This is a genomic window from Leclercia sp. LSNIH1, assembly GCF_002902985.1.
In the GTDB taxonomy this organism is placed as follows: Bacteria; Pseudomonadota; Gammaproteobacteria; order Enterobacterales; family Enterobacteriaceae; genus Enterobacter.
Map to the genome: position 1 here is coordinate 4,708,697 of NZ_CP026167.1, position 18,933 is coordinate 4,727,629.

Here is an 18,933-nt window from a genome sequence, read left to right on the forward strand (position 1 = left end):
GGCAAAATAACAGGTGCTATCCATTCGCCCCGCGACGCAACTCTGGCCGCCCGTCTTACTGGGCAGCCAGTTTGTTTTCAACATCGGTTTTTATGCCGTCGTCCCCTTCCTGGCGATTTTTTTACGCGACGATATGCTGCTCTCCGGCGGCGTTATCGGGCTGGTGCTCGGGCTGCGGACCTTCTCCCAGCAGGGGATGTTTATCGTTGGCGGCGCTCTCTCCGACCGCTACGGCGCGCGCATCATTATTCTTTGCGGCTGCGTTGTACGGGTGGTGGGCTATCTGCTGCTGGCCTTTGGTTACAGCCTGCCGGTCATTATTGCCGGGGCGTGCCTCACCGGGATCGGGGGCGCGCTCTTCTCCCCCTCCATCGAAGCCTTACTGGCTAAAGCCGGAACCCGCAGCGAGGCGCAGGGAAAACGCAGCCGCGCCGAGTGGTTCGCCCTCTTTGCGGTATGTGGCGAGTTGGGGGCCGTCCTGGGCCCGGTCGCGGGTGCCCTGCTCACCGGCCTGGGTTTTCGTCAGGTGGCGCTGGCCGGGGCCGCGGTCTTCGTGGTGGCGCTGATAGTGCTGTTCTTCTGTTTACCTTCAGGCTCAGCAAAAAACCAGCCGCTGCATATCACCCCCTGGTGGATCACCTTTCGCCAGCCGCGGTTCGTGGCGTTTATCATCGCCTGGAGCAGCTGGCTGTTGAGCTATAACCAGCTCTATCTGGCGCTCCCGGTGGAGATCCAGCGTGCTGGCGGCAGCGAGAAAGATCTTGGCCCGCTGTTTATGCTGGCCTCGGGGCTGGTGATCCTCTTTCAGCTTCCGCTGGCGCGTTTTGCCCGTCGGGTGGGCGCGGTGCGGGTCCTGCCGGTGGGTTTTCTGCTTATCGCCGCCGCGTTTCTGAGCGTCGCGCTGTTTGCCTCTTCGCCGCCGGGCACGGGGTTACTGCGGCTGCTGCCTGCGGCCTGTTTTGTCACCCTGCTGACCACCGGGCAGATGCTGCTGGTACCGGCAGGAAAAGATGTGGTGCCATGGTTTGCCAGCGAATCGACCCTGGGTGCGCACTATGGCGCACTGGCTACCGCTGGGGGCTGTGCGGTGCTGGCGGGAAATTTACTGCTCGGCGATCTGCTCGATCGGGCGCTGACGCCATCCACCGGGGCGATCGTTCCGTGGCTGGTGCTGGCGGTATTCCCGCTGTGCAGTGCAATTGCTATGGTGGCAATCTGTCGCCCGATGCGCAGGCCGCGCACCTGAATGGTTACTTTTTCGGGCGGTACTTTTCCGGCAGCTCTGGCACCGGGCGGCGATCGTCAATCAGATGGCAAATCGTCAGAATCGGGTGACGCCAGAGCATGCGCGGCCCCGCCCAACGCATGACCTGCTTCATCTCTTCACGCTTCGCGGGCTGGTAGCAGTGGACCGGGCACTGCTTGCAGGCCGGTTTCTCTTCGCCAAACACGCATTTATCCAGCCGCTTGTCGGCATACGCATTCAGCGCTGCGTAATGCCCCGCCTCTATAGAGGCCTGCGGGCACTGCTTTTCATAGAGCGCGATCATCTTGCGGATGGTCTCTTTTTCACGCGCGATCCGTTTTCCTGCCATAGTCTGATACCTAATAATAAGTTGTATTTATAATACCCTTTTCAGGCTGGATATTCAGCCCGATTTCATATTTTACATTTCGTTTTCTGAAGACGCTTCGCAGTTCTGCGTTTGTCTCAGGTTCATTTTACTGGCATTTTATACAGGTATTTTTTATCACCTTATCCTTGCCTGAGAAAAAGGAGTTTCTATGTCAGATATCAGCATTTCCAGACCCAGCCGTCAGCTCACTGTGGGGTATTTCAGAAAGCGCCATGAGGATCGCAAGACCAAGATCCCGACCCGCTACAGCGTACACGCCGCGTTGAGTTTAAAGGGCGACTGGCTGGAAGAGGCCGGTTTTAAAACCCATTCCCGGGTACGGGTGCTGGTGGAACAAGGAAAACTGGTGATTGAGCTGGTCGGCGAAGAGCCGGACTAAGGCGGTGACATTTTGCTGCGCCGGGCCATTTTTTCATGCGACAATAGCGGTAATACACGACCCTAACGTCGCCTGAACAGCACTGTTTTCAAAGAAATGGACATCATCACTCCATGACCACTACCGATAATTTTGACGCCCATACCCCTATGATGCAGCAGTACTTCTCTAGACAATCTAATGTCATGATCTAAAATGAATAAATATAAAAACCCTCTTCAAAAGTTACTTATAGGCTACATATGAAAAGGATAATCGGTTATCTCTTCACATTACTCTTACTTGTTGTGCTTGTGTATGCAGGATTAGTAAAGGGCGATGTATTCCCTGAATGGATCATGAGTAAGAAGCTCATGATTCGTTGTGGATTGATAGGTGTTCTTGGTGGAACTCTTTACTGCATTCGTGGAGTATATCTAAACAAATGTGTTAGGAATTGTTGGGATGACCGTTGGCATGTTTGGTATGTATTAAGACCTATCGTTAGTGGCATCTGCGGTGTAGTGGCTTATCTATTCCTTAAAGCTGGATTAATAGTGTTAGATGCATCACAAAATGGCAGTGGTGGTGACTACGGATATATGGCATTTGCCTTCTTTGCAGGGTTGAATGTCGATAAGTTCGTTGGCAAAATTGAAGATGTTGGTATGGCTATTTTTGGGATTGAAAAATCTCGCACAGCAAGATCGGGTGATAATTCCGATCAGAAATAATTAAAAAGGATATGATATGTCTGCAAAGATATGCTTCTTTCCCGTTGGGAATGGGGATATGACCCTCATCCAAACGGAAGATGATAAAAATATTTTAATAGATTGTCGCATCAGGGATGGTGAAGAACATCCTGATGTTCGCACCCAACTCAGAGAAAAGCTTCCTCGAAATAACGAAGGTCGTTTGTTTGTCCATCTTTTTATTTGGACTCACCCTGATTCAGATCATTGTGATGGGGTGGCTGACCACTTTCATTTAGGAAAACCAGAAGATTGGAGTGAGAAGAACGATAAAATTTTTATAAATGAGATTTGGTCAAGTCCAATTGTATTCAGGCGACACCATGCACAAAATCATCCGTTATGCGATGATGCAATAGCTTTGAATAAAGAAGTTAAGAGAAGAGTTAATCTTTATAAAGAAAAAAATTATTTGGATGGAGTTGGAAACCAAGTTCTGGTCTTAGGAAAAGACGAAGATGGGAAAACAGACGACATACCAGGTATCCTATTAGAATTAGACCAAAAAACCCGCTGGATTAATCAAAGTTATTCTTCATATTTTGAAGCTCATTTATTGGGTCCTTCACCCAAGAAAGATCTTGATGAGTTGGAAGATAAATTAGGTAAAAATCATTCCAGCGTAATAATAAATTTTGAAATTAAAGGTGACAATAAAACTGCACACTTTTTAAGTGGTGGTGATGCAGAAGTCGTTTGTTGGGAAGGTGTTAGAGATCGTTTAACCAATAAATATTCTATGTCATGGTTAGATTATGACATTTTACAAGCACCACATCACTGTTCTTGGCATAGTCTATCTCATGATAGTTTAAGCAAAAAAGGAGATGATGCTAAAACTTCCGAGAAAGCTATGGAAGTTTTTAATAGAGCAAAAGAAAAAGCATTTATAATTTCAAGCTCTAAAACAATTGAAAATGACGAAAAAGATCCTCCAGCATACCGAGCCAAAGAAGAATATGAAAAAATAGTAGATGATGTGCAAGGTCAGTTTTTATGTGTGTCAGACCATAAAAAGAATGGAGAGAATATTCCGTTAGAGATTGAAATTTCCGATAACGGTATTAAGAAAATTGCTGCATCTGCATTAGGTATGGCCGAATCATCAAGTGCCGCTGTAAATAGACAAGGTGGTGGTGGTTATGCCTGATTGTCTTAATAAAAAGATAGATCAGTTGAGCACTATCCTTGCACCTTATGGTGCAAGGAAGCTTTCTACGAATGAATTATCAAAATTCAACGGTAAATATGTTTGTGCTTGGGAATTAGTAACTGATTTAGAATTTAGTAATGAACCTATTGTATTGCAACTAAGATACAAAACTCTTAGTCAATTTGACATCCCAGATGTGTTTATTTCCTCACCAAAAATTGATGTTTGCCAACTCCCACACTTGGAAAAAAATGGCAAGTTATGTGTTTGGCCTGACATTTATATCATCGATCATAATGATATGACCTATGCAGTCGATTTACTAAACGATGCTATACTAATGCTAAGAAAAGGAATAAATGGTGATTTAAATGAGGATTTTATTGATGAGTTCCAGAACTATTGGATTTATCAATGTAATAAAATAGATCGACTTATAAGCCAGTGTGATCTAACAAATAAAAACACAAGGTTGGTTTTCGGTTATCGGACCCGGAAATTTGGAGTAATATATTCTGACACACAAAAAGAATTAATTAACTGGTTGGAAAACCAAAAAATATTGCCATTAGAATCGGATGGAAGTAATTCAAAAGATAAACGAATAAGGCAACAGCAACTCTCTAAAGTAGTTTCAATTCCATTGATATTCTTCAATGAAGCCTGGTATCCGAGTCAATATCCCAAAACTGCAAGGGATTTTTTTGAACTCATAAATCAGCAACAGGAAGATCCAGAAAGCACTATTGAATTGATCTTAAGATCTTGTGCTAATATGTTCAATGTCAAGCCCATAATTCTAGTTTCATTCCCAACGCCTTCTGGGATGAATATTATAGGAATACAGATTCCTAAGGGAGTTAGTGATCTTGCCACTGACCGCTTTGATACCAGAGGTATTAGTCGGGGTCGATTCAGAAATACAGCTTTATTAGATGGTTATAGAAATTACATTGATGGAAAGATTTTAAAAAATAGAATAGGCCAAACTAAAACAGAAAATCTTATAGTAGACCGTTCTGACGATTCTTGGTTAACGGGTCGTGAGCATAACAAAACTTACAAGAAAATCTCTGAACATAAAGTAGCTATCGTCGGATGTGGTTCAGTAGGATCTTCGGTATCAAGACTGTTACTTCAATCAGGCATTAGAAAAATGATGCTTTGGGATGATGATTTAATGAAGAGTGAAAACTCCTCTCGTCATCTATTAGGATTTGATTCTGTTTATAAAAATAAAGCATTAGCTCTTGCCTCAAGGCTACGGGAAGAGTTTCCAAATGTCTATATAGAAGCTTTTAATGAAGATTGGACAGAAGATTCCAAGTATAACAAAAAAATTGCAGAAGCCGATATTATAGTAAGCTGCACTGCACATTGGAATACTGAACAGCAGTTAATTAAAAGACAGTCGGAAGACATTCTCGGTGCTATTGTCTTTGCATTTGTTGAAGCTCATGCAATGGCGGGGCATGTAATAGTCAACCAAGTGGATTCTAATGCTTTTAATAGCTGGCATATTACAGAAGGCAAAAATATAGGTGCATTAAAATATCCTGCTACTTACTGGAAAGAAAATACTCGTAAAAGAATAGCAGCATGTGCCGGAGAGTTCCAACCATACGGAGCTATCCCTTTGACTAATTTACATGCTCTAACGGCAAGAACTGTAATAGATCTAATCATGGATCGTTTTTCAAATAAATCTTTTGCATATAGTTACATAGGAAGAGAAGCAGAGCTTTTAGAACTTGGTGGTAACTGGAATGATAAATGGATTGCACAATTCGGAAACCCAGGAAAGGGTGATTGTATTATACCTTTGATTTTTGAAAATTCTAATTGGGAAAAAAGTGATGCATAAATTTCATTGTGCCGAATTAGATTTCAAAATATGCATCAGCCAAAGCATAGTAGATGAATTATTTTCTCATCGTCAAACCCACTGTTTTAGTAAAGAATCAGGAGGTATGCTATTTTCCAATAATCTCAATGATTCTGAGATTGAAATCAATAAAATAACTACACCAGGCTCTACTGACTTGAGGAAAAGAAATTATTTCAAGTTAGATGAGAAAAAAGCCAAAGAAGATATCATATCGTTATTCAAGCAGGGTTTCCACTACTTAGGTGATTGGCATACACATAACGAAGGAATGGCAAGCCCATCAGGAACAGATATCCGCAGTATCCAAGACTTATTTATCAAATCAGGTCATACAAGACCTTTTTTTCTCATGCTAATAATCCCAAACAAAGAAAATATTTCACACTGTTATTTATCAGCAGCAGATGGGAAGATGTTATATAAATTCACATATCAAAAACCAAACAAATAAAAAGGTTGTAATTATATGAATAGCACAAGTAAATCATATCCACGGTGGTTAATCATATTAATACTGTTATTTATTTTTGCTGGCTTCGTTGTTCTTGGGGTAATAATTAATCATAAGTATCACTCTAATGAAAGCTTATCTAAATATATACTCTTAATTCCCCCTGCAATTTTGTCATTAGGTTTTTCTGTATTTTATAAAAGATACGAAGTACAAGCTGAGTGGCTATTTTCATTTGCGACAGCTTCGGCTGCGATAAGTTTATGCGTTGATTCTTTACCTGGTGTCCAAAATGACCTTTTTCCTATATTCCTTCAAAGCGGGTTAGGCTATGCACTTCTCGTAATAATTGCAGCATTGTCGTTCGCAAAAATAATTTCGGCTTTCGTCAGTAGATTCATAAACTAATCATATTTCAATTCTTAAAAGTGTAGTTAATATTTTCAGTTGCTACACTTTTTTACAGGAAAGAAAACAAAAGGGAATACAATAATATAATATATAGGTAGTAAAATTATAAATGTTTCACCAAGACTATTGCTGTTAGCTAATAGTTCATTAACGAAAAAAGTGTATATGAATGATAACAGGAACATAAAAGCCAACAGATATAGTATTTTTTTATTATTAATCATAATCAGGCCTCATCTATTTTAACAATAATCCATTGATACAACATTATATGAGTATGTCAATAGCATCTATATAGATGCAAGGTATGACTAAACGAAGCGGAGCTTCGTTTAGTCTCCTTGTTTTTCGCCCTTCGGTTGAAAAAGAAAGAAAGTCAAAGTCTTATCTAACTAATTGACATAAATTGCATTTCTATTATAACTGTATTATGGGTGTGCAAGGATTGCTCACCATAAAGCGAATACACATATGAAAAGGAGTTTCTATGAGTAATACAATAACCTTATCCTATACAAATGATTTTAAACCAGTCAATAATCATATCCCCCCTGCTCAATCTTTGCGAATACATTGTGTCAGTGTTCGATTTAATAAAGAAGAATTGGCTATTCTCAATAAAAACAGAGGTGACAAAAGCAAAGGCGAATGGCTTCGTTTAACTTCTCTTGATAGGCTTCCTCCTGTCGTTCCTGCTATCAATGTTGAAGCTTGGAAATCACAGTCTAACATATCCCAAAAGCTGAACCGCCTTATAAGCCATCTTGATGCAAAAAGTAGCAATAGTGAGTTAGCTAAAACAGAGATCTTCGCAGTCAAGAAACAGATCAAAGAGCTTCGCTCGTGCCAGACAGCCTCTATGAGTAGGTATTCCTATGAAGTGAATGCAACAGCCCCTCATCCCTCTAAAAAATGGTCATGAGAGCATGATTGTCAGGATTGCAATTAGCCATCAAATTCTTTTTATTTTTTTAGCTTTATCTGAATTTTCTAATATGATTGAAGAAATTATTTTTTCTTCTTTTTTTGCAATTAGAGATTGGATATTAATAGTACCATAATCTAAATTATCTCCCCACCAGTACATGAATTCTTTTATTACGGGAGTCATATTGTCTATAACCTCTTGAGATCCTTCGTTATAAATAAAAGATAGTATTTTTAAATTTTCAACATCAATCTCTTGCACAATTATCCGAAACATATCATCAGTTGGATATAAATTCGTTTCATTTAATGATATATTTAATTTTTCAAGCATCTCATTCATAAGCAAGTCTACTTCATTGAAGGCCGTATTATATTCAGTCATTATTTAACCTCTTGTTTTAAATTTATACAACATTACAATTAATCACTTTAAGAAAGAATGTCAAGCATTTTTGTGAAATAACTAATATTTATTATAAAAAGAATTGCTTGAGTGAATAATTTTTTAATTATAAGCACCATACAGTGTCATCTATTCAACCGAAGCGGAAATTTATAGCATCTTCTGTGCTGCAAGAGAAGCTTTAAAATAAATGCAAGTTAAGCTGTATATCTTTATATAAAATATCAGGCACTGCGATTTTTTATTATTATAGCGAAATGAAGCAAGGGCTAACTCTGCGAAGCCGCTGCGCTTGCTTCTTCGAGTTCCCCTTGCTTTTCTGCCCTTCGGTTAGAAAAGAAACCAAACCGCTACCAACCTTGAATATCTATATCCTTGAATAGCCCCTCCCCCCTTAACTATCATTATCAAAAATAAAAAAATAATTTTACAAACAACCCCATACACATCATTTTAATTACAACCTTATTAAATTAAAAATTCAACCTTAGATGGAATTTAATGTGCAAGGAATGTCTTGCTGTAACGGAGAATTTTAAATATTGAAAATTATAGTTATGGTTTGTCATAGCCTGTGCATATATTCACCTCATGTATGTGCACTAAGAAATCTTTTTGAATACTGGAGTTACCCCTGCTAAAACGGACACGGCTAATTAACTGCTAATATGGCATCACAATATTCGCGTGGCGATTTCATGTTCCCCCCCCCTTGTGTGGACGCAGATTATTATAGCCCTCTATCCATTCTGCCATTTTTTCCATCACTGAGACTGCATACAGCCAGCAGATCATTTACGTACACGTAACCCCTCTTGAACGTCTTCACAAACGATTCTGCCATGCCGTTACTTTCTGGACTGTGTACTGGTGTAGTACACACGATGAACCCCAGTAAACTGGCGAATGTACGCGTGGCATCGGCTGTGCAGCAATTATGCCAATGACAGTGGCTCCATTGACGGCAATGAGCTGACATCTACAATCCCGCTACAAAGCACTTACTCCATGAGTCATTGCACTTGCTGAGCTAAACAAACACACTAAAACAGATAAAAAATTAATCGCTTTATAAGCTCGTAACAACCGGAACTTTAAGGCAAAATAGGGCGATTTTCCTTATTCATGAAGTTACGCTAATGGCTAGAAAACCTAAAGAAATCAAAACAGACCCGTTAGAGGTCATCCTGTGGAAAGCGGCTGATAAGCTACGTAAAAACATTGATGCCGCAGAGTACAAGCACGTGGTACTGGGCTTGATTTTTCTTAAATACATTTCAGATTCTTTTGAATCACATTACGAACAGCTAAAAGCCGGAGAAGGTGAATTTGCAGGAGCCGATCCGGAAGACAAAGACGAATATACCGCCTATAACGTGTTCTATGTTCCTGAACTGGCGCGATGGAGTTACCTGATATCTAAGGCCAAGCTACCGGAAATCGGTAAGCTGGTTGATGATGCGATGGAGTTTATCGAAGCGGGTAACCCACAGCTAAAAGGAGTCTTGCCGAAAGTCTATGCTCGCCAGAATCTTGATGCCACAGTGCTGGGGGAACTGATAGATTTGATTGGCAACATTGCTTTGGGAGATGCCAAAGCGCGTTCTGCTGACGTTTTAGGCCACGTATTCGAATACTTTCTTGGTGAATTTGCACTGGCAGAAGGCAAACAAGGCGGTCAGTTCTATACGCCTAAATCTATTGTAAGCCTGCTGGTCAACATGCTGGAACCCTACAAAGGCCGTGTGTTTGACCCCTGTTGCGGTTCTGGTGGTATGTTTGTTCAGTCAGAGAAATTCGTTGAAGCTCATCAGGGTAATATCGACGATATTTCGATTTACGGTCAGGAATCCAACCAGACGACCTGGCGACTGGCAAAAATGAACCTTGCTATTCGTGGTATCAACTCAGAACACGTCCGCTGGAACAGTGAAGGCTCATTCCTGAACGATGCCCATAAAGATTTAAAATCTGATTTTATCATTGCTAACCCACCGTTTAACGTTTCCGACTGGTCAGGTGAACAACTTCGGAGTGATGCCCGTTGGCAATACGGTATCCCTCCTGCTGGCAACGCTAACTTTGCCTGGATGCAACATTTTCTGTATCACCTGTCGCCAAAAGGTCAGGCTGGGGTTGTGCTGGCAAAAGGGGCTTTGACTTCGAAAAGTTCTGGTGAAGGTGATATCCGTGCGGCGCTGGTTAAAGATGCAAATGTTATTGACTGTATCGTTAACTTACCCGCAAAACTGTTCCTGAATACCCAGATCCCTGCCGCATTATGGTTTATGCGCCGTGATCGTGAAAACAGCAGCCAGTATCGTGATCGCAGTAAAGAAATTCTGTTTATTGATGCCCGTAATCTTGGTCATTTGATTAATCGTCGTACCAAAGTGCTTTCTGACGACGATATCAAGACCATTGCTGATACCTACCATAACTGGCGTAATAAAGGTGGTGACTATGAGGACGTTGCTGGTTTCTGTGCTTCCGTAGACATTGATGAAGTGGCTAAACTCGATTATGTGCTGACACCGGGTCGTTATGTCGGTCTCGCTGATGAAGAAGACGATTTCGACTTTAAAGAACGGTTTACTGCTCTTAAAGCGGAGTTTGAAGCACAACTGGAAGAAGAAGCGCGCCTGAATAAAACTATCGCTGATAATCTGGCGAAGGTGATGTTATGAGTGAGTGGTCAAACGTAAATCTAGCGTCATTGTTGTCGTTTGGTAATGGCAAATCCCGGCCATTAGATTCTGGAAATATTCCAGTATATGGCGGCAACGGTATTATGAGCTATGTATCTCACTTTAACTATGATCATGAAACAATCATAATTGGTCGTGTAGGGGCCTATTGCGGTGCTACTTATTATGAAAATAAGCCCATTTGGATTTCTGACAATGCTCTGTCAGCCAAAGCGGTTGGTGAACATAATACAAAATATTTATATTATCTATTAAAAAACTTAGATTTAAATCAATTTGCAGAAGGTTCAAGTCATCCTCTGCTAACACAAAAGCTGTTAAATTCAATTGAAACAAAAACAGCATTAAATCCTAATGAACAAAAATCTATTGCCTCTGTGCTGTCCTCTCTTGATGACAAAATAGATCTGCTTCATCGCCAGAATAAAACTCTGGAATCTATGGCTGAAACCCTGTTCAGGCAGTGGTTTATTGAAGAAGCACAAGATGAATGGCCTGAAAAAAGCCTCAATCAATATGTTGAGCTAAATAAATCATCAATAAGTAAAAAGTATGATTTCAAAGAGATTCAATACTTGGATACAGGTTCTCTAACCAAAGGGAAAATATCTGAACTTCAAACCATGCTGTTATCAGAGGCACCAAGTCGAGCTAAAAGATTAGTCAATGAGTTTGACATAATAATATCAACAGTACGCCCAGATCAGTGTCATTATGGTATTTGCATTGATCCACCGTCAAATCTCGTTGTTTCAACAGGTTTTTGCGTCATTTCTGGCAAATCAATTAGCCCATTTTTTATTTACTATCTTTTAACTTCTGAGGATATGACCGAATATCTGCACTCAATAGCAGAAGGTTCTACGTCAACCTATCCTTCTTTAAAACCAGAAGACATTGGCAATGTTTTATTCCTCTATCCAGGTGAGGAAAAATTAAAAAACTTTCATAAACTTGTTGGCTCTTACTGGAACAAGATTCATAACAACTACAAAAAAATACAGACCCTAGAAACCCTCCGAGATACTCTCTTACCGAAACTGATGAGCGGTGAAGTACGGGTTCAGTATGCAGAACAAGCAATCGCGTCAGTAGCATAAAATAATTAAGCGGATACACAGCCCGTTCTCTGGGTAAGCAATAAGGACAATACGCATGGCAAAGATGACCGAATCCGATATTGAAGTAATGGCGATTGAGCACCTGCAAGGTCTGGGCTATGAGTATGTTTACGGCCCGGACATTGAACCCAGTGGCATCAATCCGTTACGTAGCTATCAGCAGGTTATCCTTGAAGATAAAGTGCGTACTGCCCTGCAACGTCTGAACCCGCACCTTAGCGAACAGAAGTGTGAGGAAGCCCTGAAACAGGTGATGCAGATCAGCACACCTGACCTGATGGCAAACAATCTGGCTTTTCATCGCCTGTTGACCGAAGGAATTAATATCGAAGTCAGTAAGGATGGTAATACACAAGGAGAGCTGGCCTGCCTGATCGACTTTAACGATCCCACGAATAATGAATTTCTGGTCATTAATCAGCTCACCATCAAAGAAGGCAACCATACCCGTAGACCGGATCTTATTTTGTTCATCAACGGTCTGCCATTAGTCGTTATCGAACTTAAAAATGCCGCTGACGAAAATGCAACGGTTGCAGGTGCTTATAACCAGATTAAAACCTATCAGAACCAAATCCCCAGCCTGTTTACCTACAATACATTTAATGTGATATCTGACGGGCTGGAAGCCAAAGCGGGGACGGTTTCTGCCGATTTCAGTCGTTATATGACATGGAAAACATCAAACGGCAAAACGCAAGCCACCAGTACCCAGCCAATGCTCGAAGTCCTGTTACAGGGGTTGCTTAATCCTGTAACACTGCTGGATATGATCCGCCACTTTATCGTGTTTGAGGCCAGCAAACATGAAGACAGCAAAGGGATTATCAGTATCCGTACTGTTAAAAAAATGGCGGCTTATCATCAATACTACGCTGTCAATGCGGCGGTACTTTCCACTATCCGTGCCTCGGCGGTGAATGCGGACTCCCCCTCTGCCGAAGTAGCAGTACGCCAGCAGGGGCGTAACAGTAAAGATCTCGTTAATGCGCAAAAAACCGGGGACCGCAAAGCGGGCGTAGTCTGGCATACCCAAGGTTCCGGTAAATCGCTTTCGATGGTGTTTTATACCGGGAAAATTGTACTGGCGCTGGATAATCCGACCGTGGTTGTGATCACTGACCGTAACGACCTTGATGATCAGCTATTCGGTACGTTTTCTTCTGCTACACAGCTACTACGTCAGACACCTAAACAGGCTGATAACCGGGAAGAACTCAAAGAATATTTGCGCGTCGCGTCTGGTGGTGTGGTGTTTACCACTATTCAAAAATTTCAACCTGATGATGGCAGTAATATCTTTGAGTTGCTGTCAGACAGAACCAATATTGTCGTTATCGCTGATGAAGCCCACCGCTCACAGTACAGTTTCAGCGCCAAAGAAGTTGACGTGAAAGACAGCGAAGGCAACGTAACAGGTAAGCGCACCGTTTATGGCTTTGCCAAATATATGCGTGATGCCTTACCCAATGCGACCTATCTGGGCTTTACCGGAACCCCCATAGAAAAAACGGACGTAAATACCCCTGCTGTTTTCGGTAACTACGTTGATATCTACGATATTTCGCAGGCCGTTGAAGACGGTGCAACCGTGCGTATCTTCTATGAAAGTCGTCTGGCGAAAATTGCCATCAGTGATGAGGGTCGACAGCTTATCGAAGAGTTTGACGATGAGTTTAACGAGGATGAGCTGACACTTACCCAGAAAGAACGTTCTAAATGGGCCAGAATCGAAGGGCTGATTGGCAGTTCAAAACGCATTAAAGCCATTGCAGCGGATATGGTCCAGCACTTTGAACAACGCTTAAAGTCCAATGCCGATCATGGCAAGGGCATGATTGTTACCATGTCCCGTCGTATTGCCGCTGAATTGTATAAGGAAATCGTCGCACTTAAACCCGAATGGCATAGCGATGATTTAAATGACGGCGTGATTAAAGTCGTGATGACCTCTTCCGCTGCTGACGGGCCAGAAATCGCTAAACACCATACCACTAAAAAAGAACGTCAGGTTCTGGCTAACCGAATGAAAGACGACGACGACAAGCTGAAACTGGTGATAGTGCGTGATATGTGGCTGACCGGCTTTGATGCGCCAAGTATGCATACCCTGTATATCGACAAACCGATGAAGGGCCACAACCTGATGCAGGCCATTGCCCGTGTCAACCGCGTGTACAAGGACAAAATCGGTGGTCTAGTGGTTGACTATCTGGGTATTGCTTCTGATTTAAAAGAAGCCTTGTCGTTCTACTCCGATGCCGGAGGACGTGGTGATCCAGCCGAAGTTCAGGAAGAAGCCGTAACGCTCATGCAGGAAAAGCTGGAAATCCTGGAAGGCATGATGCATGGATACGATTACAAAGCTTACTTTGCCGCAACTACCTCACAACGCCTGACAATTATTCTTGAATCAGAAAACCATATTTTAGGGCTGGATAACGGTAAAGGTAAAATGCGTTTCCTGGCTGCGGTTGCAGCCTTATCGCAGGCATTTGCATTGGCGACACCGCACGATAAAGCAATGGAAGCGGCACCCGAAGTAGCATTCTTCCAGGCAGTAAAAGCCAGACTGAATAAATTTACTGAAAACTCAGACGGATCAGAAGAAGAACACAATGACAGTCTCGAAGTTCGGGTAAAACAGACTATCGATCAGGCTCTGGTTACCGATAAAGTTGTTGATATTTTTGACGCTGCTGGGATACAAAAGCCTGATATTTCCGTTCTTTCTGAAGAATTCCTTCAGGAAATGAAGGATTACCAACACAGAAATATTGCTTTGGAAACGCTTAAAAAACTGCTTTCTGACGAGATCAAGGTTCGCTCGAATCAAAGTATCACCCAAGGCAAAAAACTGATTGATATGCTGACCTCTGCAATCAATGGCTACCAGAACAAGGTACTGACCGCAGCGGAGGTAATTGATGAGCTAATCAAGCTTGCCAAGACTATCCAGGAATCTGACAGCCTTGCCACCCAGTTAAACCTCAGCGCTTATGAATATGCCTTCTATTCTGCTGTTGCAGATAACGACAGTGCTCGCGAGTTAATGGAAAAGGAAAAACTACGAGAACTGGCAGTCGTACTTACGGAGGCTATCCGCAACAATGTCAGTCTTGACTGGACAGTGAAAGAAGCAGCAAGAGCAAAAATTCGCGTGGTGGTAAAACGTCTGCTCAAAAAATATGGTTATCCACCCGATATGTCCTTGCTCGCCACAGAGACCATTTTGAAGCAGGCTGAACTTTTAGCTGGAGAATTAGGAAAATGATTCCCTAAATTTTTAGCATATAAACTATTTTAAGTTATACAGGAGAAGCTAATGGATAGCAGGCCATATCTTAAAACAGTACTATATATACTATCACTGTGGCTTTTATTTTTATCATTATTAATTATGTCCTACGATAAGGTTTTGATAAAAAATGTGTGGGACTATATTTTCACTGAAAATTTTACTTTTCCGATCTCGTCATTGAGAGTGAGAAATATCGTTTTCATAGTTAGTTTGGTTTTCATCTTTATCGGTGCAATTATTTTAATAATTCTTGCAAATAGTTTTGGTTCGGGCTGGTCTGTTGCATGTACTGTATCAGACATTAGCAATGAAAATCATGAGCATTTAGAATTTTTAACCACTTATATAATGCCCTTAGTTTTTACTGATGTCGACAGTAAACGAACTGTATTAAATTTAGGATTGATGATATTTGTCATCGGCGCGATATACGTAAAAACAAATAGGTTTTATTCAAATCCATCACTTGCAATACTCGGATTCAGAATATACAAAGCTAATGTTCATGATAGAGGTGTTAAAAAATGCACAATTATATGCCGTGGTGTTCTAAAAAGCACAGATAGTATAAAGTATATAAAAATCGACGATGAAACTTATTTGGCTAAAATAATATAGAGATCACAATATGTTCACTGACATTGAAAATATTTTACAATCACAGAAAATCTCTGGTGAAGCTTTTTTTGTTGCTGATACTCAAGGTGTTGTAGATATATTTAAAGTTAATCTTGAACCTAATGCCGAAGTAGATCTGACCACTTCATTTTCCAAAAGTATAATGGATAATATCATTGAACCTAACAGAGGTAAGGCAGTAATCCCACTTGTGTCAACATTACTGGAACGAGACAAACAAGTTTTCGAATATGACCATTTAGCAATCAATCACCTCCCTATTGAATTTACGAAGATGAACGATGTGCTAAATTTCGGAGTCAATGGTAATGCAACACAGTTTGATTTCACTACACAAAGCCTTACATCGGTAAAAGCCGTAATTTACCATATTTGTGATGGCAATGGGAACAGTGTAGTAATTTACCAACACAAATACCCTGTTTCACTACATAAGAAAACAAAAAAATCTTTTTTTAGTTTAAATGGCAGAACCTTAGATAAAATAACTCATGATAGTATTGATATAAATGACACTATTGACTTTTTCTTCTTCCAGAATAAATATTACGCATTAAATATTAAATTACTTGAAAGAATGTATGGGTTAGAGAGTGTGATAGATAATCTTGCAAACAACTCAACGCCATTGATAATCAGTCTTGGAATTGTTAACACACAAGGTATGCCAGCACCGCTAGATATTTTCAAGGATATGTATAAAGACAGGGCATTTATGCGTAGACTTGCTATGGTCTCGAAAGGAAGCTTAGTACAAACGGGGGTATCAATACCTCAAATACAACAAGTAATGCAGCAATTCCCTGTTTTTCAGAGAAATATTGATCTGACAGGTGGCTTAGTGAACCTTAATACGAAAGATCAAAAAAGATATTTTATCCGACTACTTAATAATGAAGCTTCTTTTGCTGCCCTCGACAACTCGCCCTTCCTGGCTGTTGAAAAAGACTCCGCTGCTTAAATTTTAAATGAGCATCCTCAAGCCGAATAACTTAAAGGATGCTCTTCAAATTTTAATAAGCATTATCAACAGCAAAAAACCTCATAAAAAACACTACTCATTTAATTTCCAAAATTAAGAAGAACATTAATAATCACCATTATATTACATGATCTTTTCCATATCCTATAGCATTACTCTCTAAAGTATTAATATCTGAGCCTCTAATTATCTCCTTTATACAGATCAGTTCCAATATGGATAAATATTTTTGTGAAAATGGTTAACCCACATCACATAGGATAACCTTAACGTCCCTATGTTCCATTAAGTTAAGAATAACCTCAAACAAACCAAATCAGATCCCCCCCTAATAAAACAAAAATAAATTTGAATACCGTAAAATCTGGTGTCATTAATATCTTGAAAACAACAAAAAAGGAGATAAACAATGATATCAAGCGAAAATAATAAAAATAACCTATTCCGTGTAAAGTCTAAAAATGGTGTCCTTCGTTGCCTTAAGGCTGGCGTGGATATAAATACCTGTAATGAAAAAGGTCAAACAGCTCTTTTTACCTGTAATGTACCTGAAGCTATACAGGCAATGATTGACGCTGACATTGACATTCACCACTTGGATAATGACGGTAATAATGCATTATTCTATGCTCAAAATGTTGAAACAGTGGAACTTCTTGTCAGCAATGGTATTAATGTTAACCACCGGAATAAGTCAGGTACCCTTGCGATTCAACATATTGATGTTTCACCAGGGTTAGTAAAATATCTTATCAAAGCTGGACTAGATATCCATACCAAAGATAGCTATGGCAACTCCTTTCTTTTCATTCCATTTGAAGGATATGTATACGATGCACTCATTGAGGCTGGTTGCGACATTAATCATAAAAATTTAAGCGGGCAGACAGCATTCGATTACTGGCAGTCAGAAAACCACAGCATAGCTGGTAAATATACTCACTGGGAATCTAAAAACGATAACTACATTCGTTTTCTTATCCGTAATATTCATCTTAAAGACAGTTCAAAAATTGTATTCACGAACATTACATTTAAATCAATTGAGCTGTTGTCGTTACTTATAAAGCAAAAAAATGAATTTGAGATAAGTGATAAGTGCATTATCACACCAACAAATGCCGACGTTAAAAAATTAATTTTACAACTAAAGAAACTGACAGACATTAGTCATGTTTGGTTTTACATAAACAGTACATATCTACTGACTCACTATGCAGGAAGACTGCTAATTAAATGGTTAATATGTCATGATATAAAAGTTGATATAGAATCACTAAAAGAACGCTACTTCTATGAAGAAATCCTCCAGGAAAAATCACAGAGAGAGCAAAAGGTTTTACCAACAACGATTCAACCAGTTACCTGTAAAGCAATTACAAAAAAAAGATTATGAATTGAATCTGCCTGAACACTCTCCCCTTGGCTTTAACCTTTAGTTAGATAGCCAAGGGACGCTAACATCATTAATTTAATACAAAGCCCCACATTGCACCTTAGCACTTTGAGAAATTTATTTTTAAAAACACCCTCATCGCCAATTCATACAATATCAATTACTACTCTCAAACCAAATCAATCAAATAAAACACAGCACTTTTTGATAAAAATAATTAACAATGAAAAACAACACCTTATATGAAATATAATAAAAATATATCTATTTAATTAAATAAATATAAAAATATATTTGCATTTTGTTTATTTAATAATATATATTTCCTTTGTTAATTAAATAAAGGAGAACTAAAATGAATAAAACAAACTATCCAAGCCTGACTAACTATCTCGCAAAAACAAAAAAGAACGCAGATCTTTATAGATTATATAATCCACAATTTTCTTTTTTCTGCAAAAGTGACACTCAGGAGCAAAGATTTTATTTCGATTATTTCTCAAGACATATGGTCTCGAAGAGAAATATTTTAACCGTATTCTCTATCTATACATTCACCTCTTATAACATGAATAAAAAAGAGACAATAAAAAATTTCATTCGATTTCTCAAAACGACGAATGAAAGTACATTCCATAATGCTTTTTCATTTCGCGGTGGTAACATTTTGTATGTAAGCAACAAAAACATGTTGAAAGAGATCTCATGGTTTTCACTCGCTCGAATTTACGAAGACATTAAAAAAATAAAGGAATATAAAACCAACCATGACAACTATATCAGATTAGTCGCTTAACAGA

The 18,933-nt window shown here is 40.0% G+C and carries 16 protein-coding genes and 1 pseudogene; 14 read left to right on the plus strand and 3 right to left on the minus strand.

Going from position 1 to position 18,933, the window contains the following annotated elements; all coding sequences use genetic code 11:
- The first annotated feature begins 13 nt into the window (after positions 1-13).
- Positions 14-1,246 (plus strand): MDR family MFS transporter, encoded by a 1,233-nt coding sequence (locus tag C2U54_RS23195; protein ID WP_103180901.1) that lies wholly within the window; start codon positions 14-16, stop codon positions 1,244-1,246.
- A 4-nt stretch (positions 1,247-1,250) separates the two neighbouring features.
- Here the strand turns inward: C2U54_RS23195 and C2U54_RS23200 are convergent, their stop codons facing one another.
- Positions 1,251-1,595, minus strand: a complete 345-nt coding sequence (locus C2U54_RS23200; RefSeq protein ID WP_103180902.1) for a nitrous oxide-stimulated promoter family protein — start codon at positions 1,593-1,595, stop codon at positions 1,251-1,253.
- Between the two features lie 190 nt (positions 1,596-1,785).
- On the opposite strand from C2U54_RS23200, the gene C2U54_RS23205 reads away from it, so the two are divergent.
- From C2U54_RS23205 to C2U54_RS23225, 6 genes are all read left to right on the plus strand, one after another.
- Positions 1,786-2,016: a SymE family type I addiction module toxin gene (locus C2U54_RS23205; RefSeq protein ID WP_103180903.1), complete on the plus strand. Its 231-nt coding sequence runs from the start codon at positions 1,786-1,788 to the stop codon at positions 2,014-2,016.
- Between the two features lie 338 nt (positions 2,017-2,354).
- Complete coding sequence (locus tag C2U54_RS27810; protein ID WP_123912595.1) at positions 2,355-2,729, plus strand: hypothetical protein; 375 nt, start codon at positions 2,355-2,357, stop codon at positions 2,727-2,729.
- A gap of 16 nt (positions 2,730-2,745) precedes the next feature.
- Positions 2,746-3,900 (plus strand): hypothetical protein, encoded by a 1,155-nt coding sequence (locus C2U54_RS23210; protein ID WP_021241927.1) that lies wholly within the window; start codon positions 2,746-2,748, stop codon positions 3,898-3,900.
- The gene (locus C2U54_RS23215; RefSeq protein WP_021241926.1) at positions 3,893-5,767 is read left to right on the plus strand and encodes a ThiF family adenylyltransferase; all 1,875 of its coding nucleotides are present in this window, start codon (positions 3,893-3,895) and stop codon (positions 5,765-5,767) included. Before C2U54_RS23210 ends, C2U54_RS23215 begins: the two co-directional genes overlap by 8 nt.
- Positions 5,760-6,242 carry a Mov34/MPN/PAD-1 family protein gene (locus tag C2U54_RS23220; RefSeq protein WP_031275127.1) on the plus strand — a complete coding sequence of 161 codons (483 nt, stop codon included), beginning with the start codon at positions 5,760-5,762 and terminating at the stop codon, positions 6,240-6,242. The genes C2U54_RS23215 and C2U54_RS23220 overlap by 8 nt, the downstream gene beginning before the upstream one ends.
- An 898-nt stretch (positions 6,243-7,140) precedes the next feature.
- Complete coding sequence (locus tag C2U54_RS23225; protein ID WP_004114820.1) at positions 7,141-7,575, plus strand: hypothetical protein; 435 nt, start codon at positions 7,141-7,143, stop codon at positions 7,573-7,575.
- A gap of 30 nt (positions 7,576-7,605) precedes the next feature.
- Here the strand turns inward: C2U54_RS23225 and C2U54_RS23230 are convergent, their stop codons facing one another.
- Positions 7,606-7,965 (minus strand): hypothetical protein, encoded by a 360-nt coding sequence (locus C2U54_RS23230; RefSeq protein WP_004114822.1) that lies wholly within the window; start codon positions 7,963-7,965, stop codon positions 7,606-7,608.
- A 673-nt stretch (positions 7,966-8,638) separates the two neighbouring features.
- Positions 8,639-8,914 (minus strand): annotated as a pseudogene (locus tag C2U54_RS27815) (integrase core domain-containing protein); the annotation flags it as partial.
- Between the two features lie 211 nt (positions 8,915-9,125).
- Between C2U54_RS27815 and C2U54_RS23235 the strand changes: the two are divergent.
- From C2U54_RS23235 to C2U54_RS28000, 7 genes are all read left to right on the plus strand, one after another.
- A complete protein-coding gene (locus tag C2U54_RS23235) occupies positions 9,126-10,673 on the plus strand; it encodes a type I restriction-modification system subunit M (protein ID WP_021241924.1) in 1,548 nt (515 codons plus the stop codon).
- Positions 10,670-11,794 carry a restriction endonuclease subunit S gene (locus tag C2U54_RS23240; RefSeq protein WP_021241923.1) on the plus strand — a complete coding sequence of 375 codons (1,125 nt, stop codon included), beginning with the start codon at positions 10,670-10,672 and terminating at the stop codon, positions 11,792-11,794. Before C2U54_RS23235 ends, C2U54_RS23240 begins: the two co-directional genes overlap by 4 nt.
- A 55-nt stretch (positions 11,795-11,849) precedes the next feature.
- Positions 11,850-15,089 (plus strand): type I restriction endonuclease subunit R, encoded by a 3,240-nt coding sequence (locus C2U54_RS23245; RefSeq protein ID WP_103180904.1) that lies wholly within the window; start codon positions 11,850-11,852, stop codon positions 15,087-15,089.
- Between the two features lie 51 nt (positions 15,090-15,140).
- Positions 15,141-15,734: an anti-phage protein KwaA gene (gene kwaA / locus C2U54_RS23250; protein ID WP_021241921.1), complete on the plus strand. Its 594-nt coding sequence runs from the start codon at positions 15,141-15,143 to the stop codon at positions 15,732-15,734.
- A gap of 10 nt (positions 15,735-15,744) precedes the next feature.
- Positions 15,745-16,716, plus strand: a complete 972-nt coding sequence (locus C2U54_RS23255; RefSeq protein ID WP_021241920.1) for a Kiwa anti-phage protein KwaB-like domain-containing protein — start codon at positions 15,745-15,747, stop codon at positions 16,714-16,716.
- Between the two features lie 430 nt (positions 16,717-17,146).
- Positions 17,147-18,133, plus strand: coding sequence for an ankyrin repeat domain-containing protein (locus tag C2U54_RS23260; protein WP_021241919.1), 987 nt, complete (start codon positions 17,147-17,149; stop codon positions 18,131-18,133).
- Positions 18,134-18,488: 355 nt separating this feature from the next.
- A complete protein-coding gene (locus tag C2U54_RS28000; protein WP_001044498.1) occupies positions 18,489-18,929 on the plus strand; it encodes a hypothetical protein in 441 nt (146 codons plus the stop codon).
- Positions 18,930-18,933: the final 4 nt, after the last annotated feature.

What these genes read in the sequence shown, in the direction of transcription:
- C2U54_RS23200 (WP_103180902.1), bottom strand. Translation starts at nt 1,595, where the DNA reads ATGGCAGGAAAACGGATCGCGCGTGAAAAAGAGACCATCCGCAAGATG.
- C2U54_RS23205 (WP_103180903.1), top strand. Translation starts at nt 1,786, where the DNA reads ATGTCAGATATCAGCATTTCCAGACCCAGCCGTCAGCTCACTGTGGGG.
- C2U54_RS27810 (WP_123912595.1), top strand. Translation starts at nt 2,355, where the DNA reads ATGAGTAAGAAGCTCATGATTCGTTGTGGATTGATAGGTGTTCTTGGT.
- C2U54_RS23210 (WP_021241927.1), top strand. Translation starts at nt 2,746, where the DNA reads ATGTCTGCAAAGATATGCTTCTTTCCCGTTGGGAATGGGGATATGACC.
- C2U54_RS23215 (WP_021241926.1), top strand. Translation starts at nt 3,893, where the DNA reads ATGCCTGATTGTCTTAATAAAAAGATAGATCAGTTGAGCACTATCCTT.
- C2U54_RS23220 (WP_031275127.1), top strand. Translation starts at nt 5,760, where the DNA reads ATGCATAAATTTCATTGTGCCGAATTAGATTTCAAAATATGCATCAGC.
- C2U54_RS23225 (WP_004114820.1), top strand. Translation starts at nt 7,141, where the DNA reads ATGAGTAATACAATAACCTTATCCTATACAAATGATTTTAAACCAGTC.
- C2U54_RS23230 (WP_004114822.1), bottom strand. Translation starts at nt 7,965, where the DNA reads ATGACTGAATATAATACGGCCTTCAATGAAGTAGACTTGCTTATGAAT.
- C2U54_RS23235 (WP_021241924.1), top strand. Translation starts at nt 9,126, where the DNA reads ATGGCTAGAAAACCTAAAGAAATCAAAACAGACCCGTTAGAGGTCATC.
- C2U54_RS23240 (WP_021241923.1), top strand. Translation starts at nt 10,670, where the DNA reads ATGAGTGAGTGGTCAAACGTAAATCTAGCGTCATTGTTGTCGTTTGGT.
- C2U54_RS23245 (WP_103180904.1), top strand. Translation starts at nt 11,850, where the DNA reads ATGGCAAAGATGACCGAATCCGATATTGAAGTAATGGCGATTGAGCAC.
- kwaA (WP_021241921.1), top strand. Translation starts at nt 15,141, where the DNA reads ATGGATAGCAGGCCATATCTTAAAACAGTACTATATATACTATCACTG.
- C2U54_RS23255 (WP_021241920.1), top strand. Translation starts at nt 15,745, where the DNA reads ATGTTCACTGACATTGAAAATATTTTACAATCACAGAAAATCTCTGGT.
- C2U54_RS23260 (WP_021241919.1), top strand. Translation starts at nt 17,147, where the DNA reads ATGATATCAAGCGAAAATAATAAAAATAACCTATTCCGTGTAAAGTCT.
- C2U54_RS28000 (WP_001044498.1), top strand. Translation starts at nt 18,489, where the DNA reads ATGAATAAAACAAACTATCCAAGCCTGACTAACTATCTCGCAAAAACA.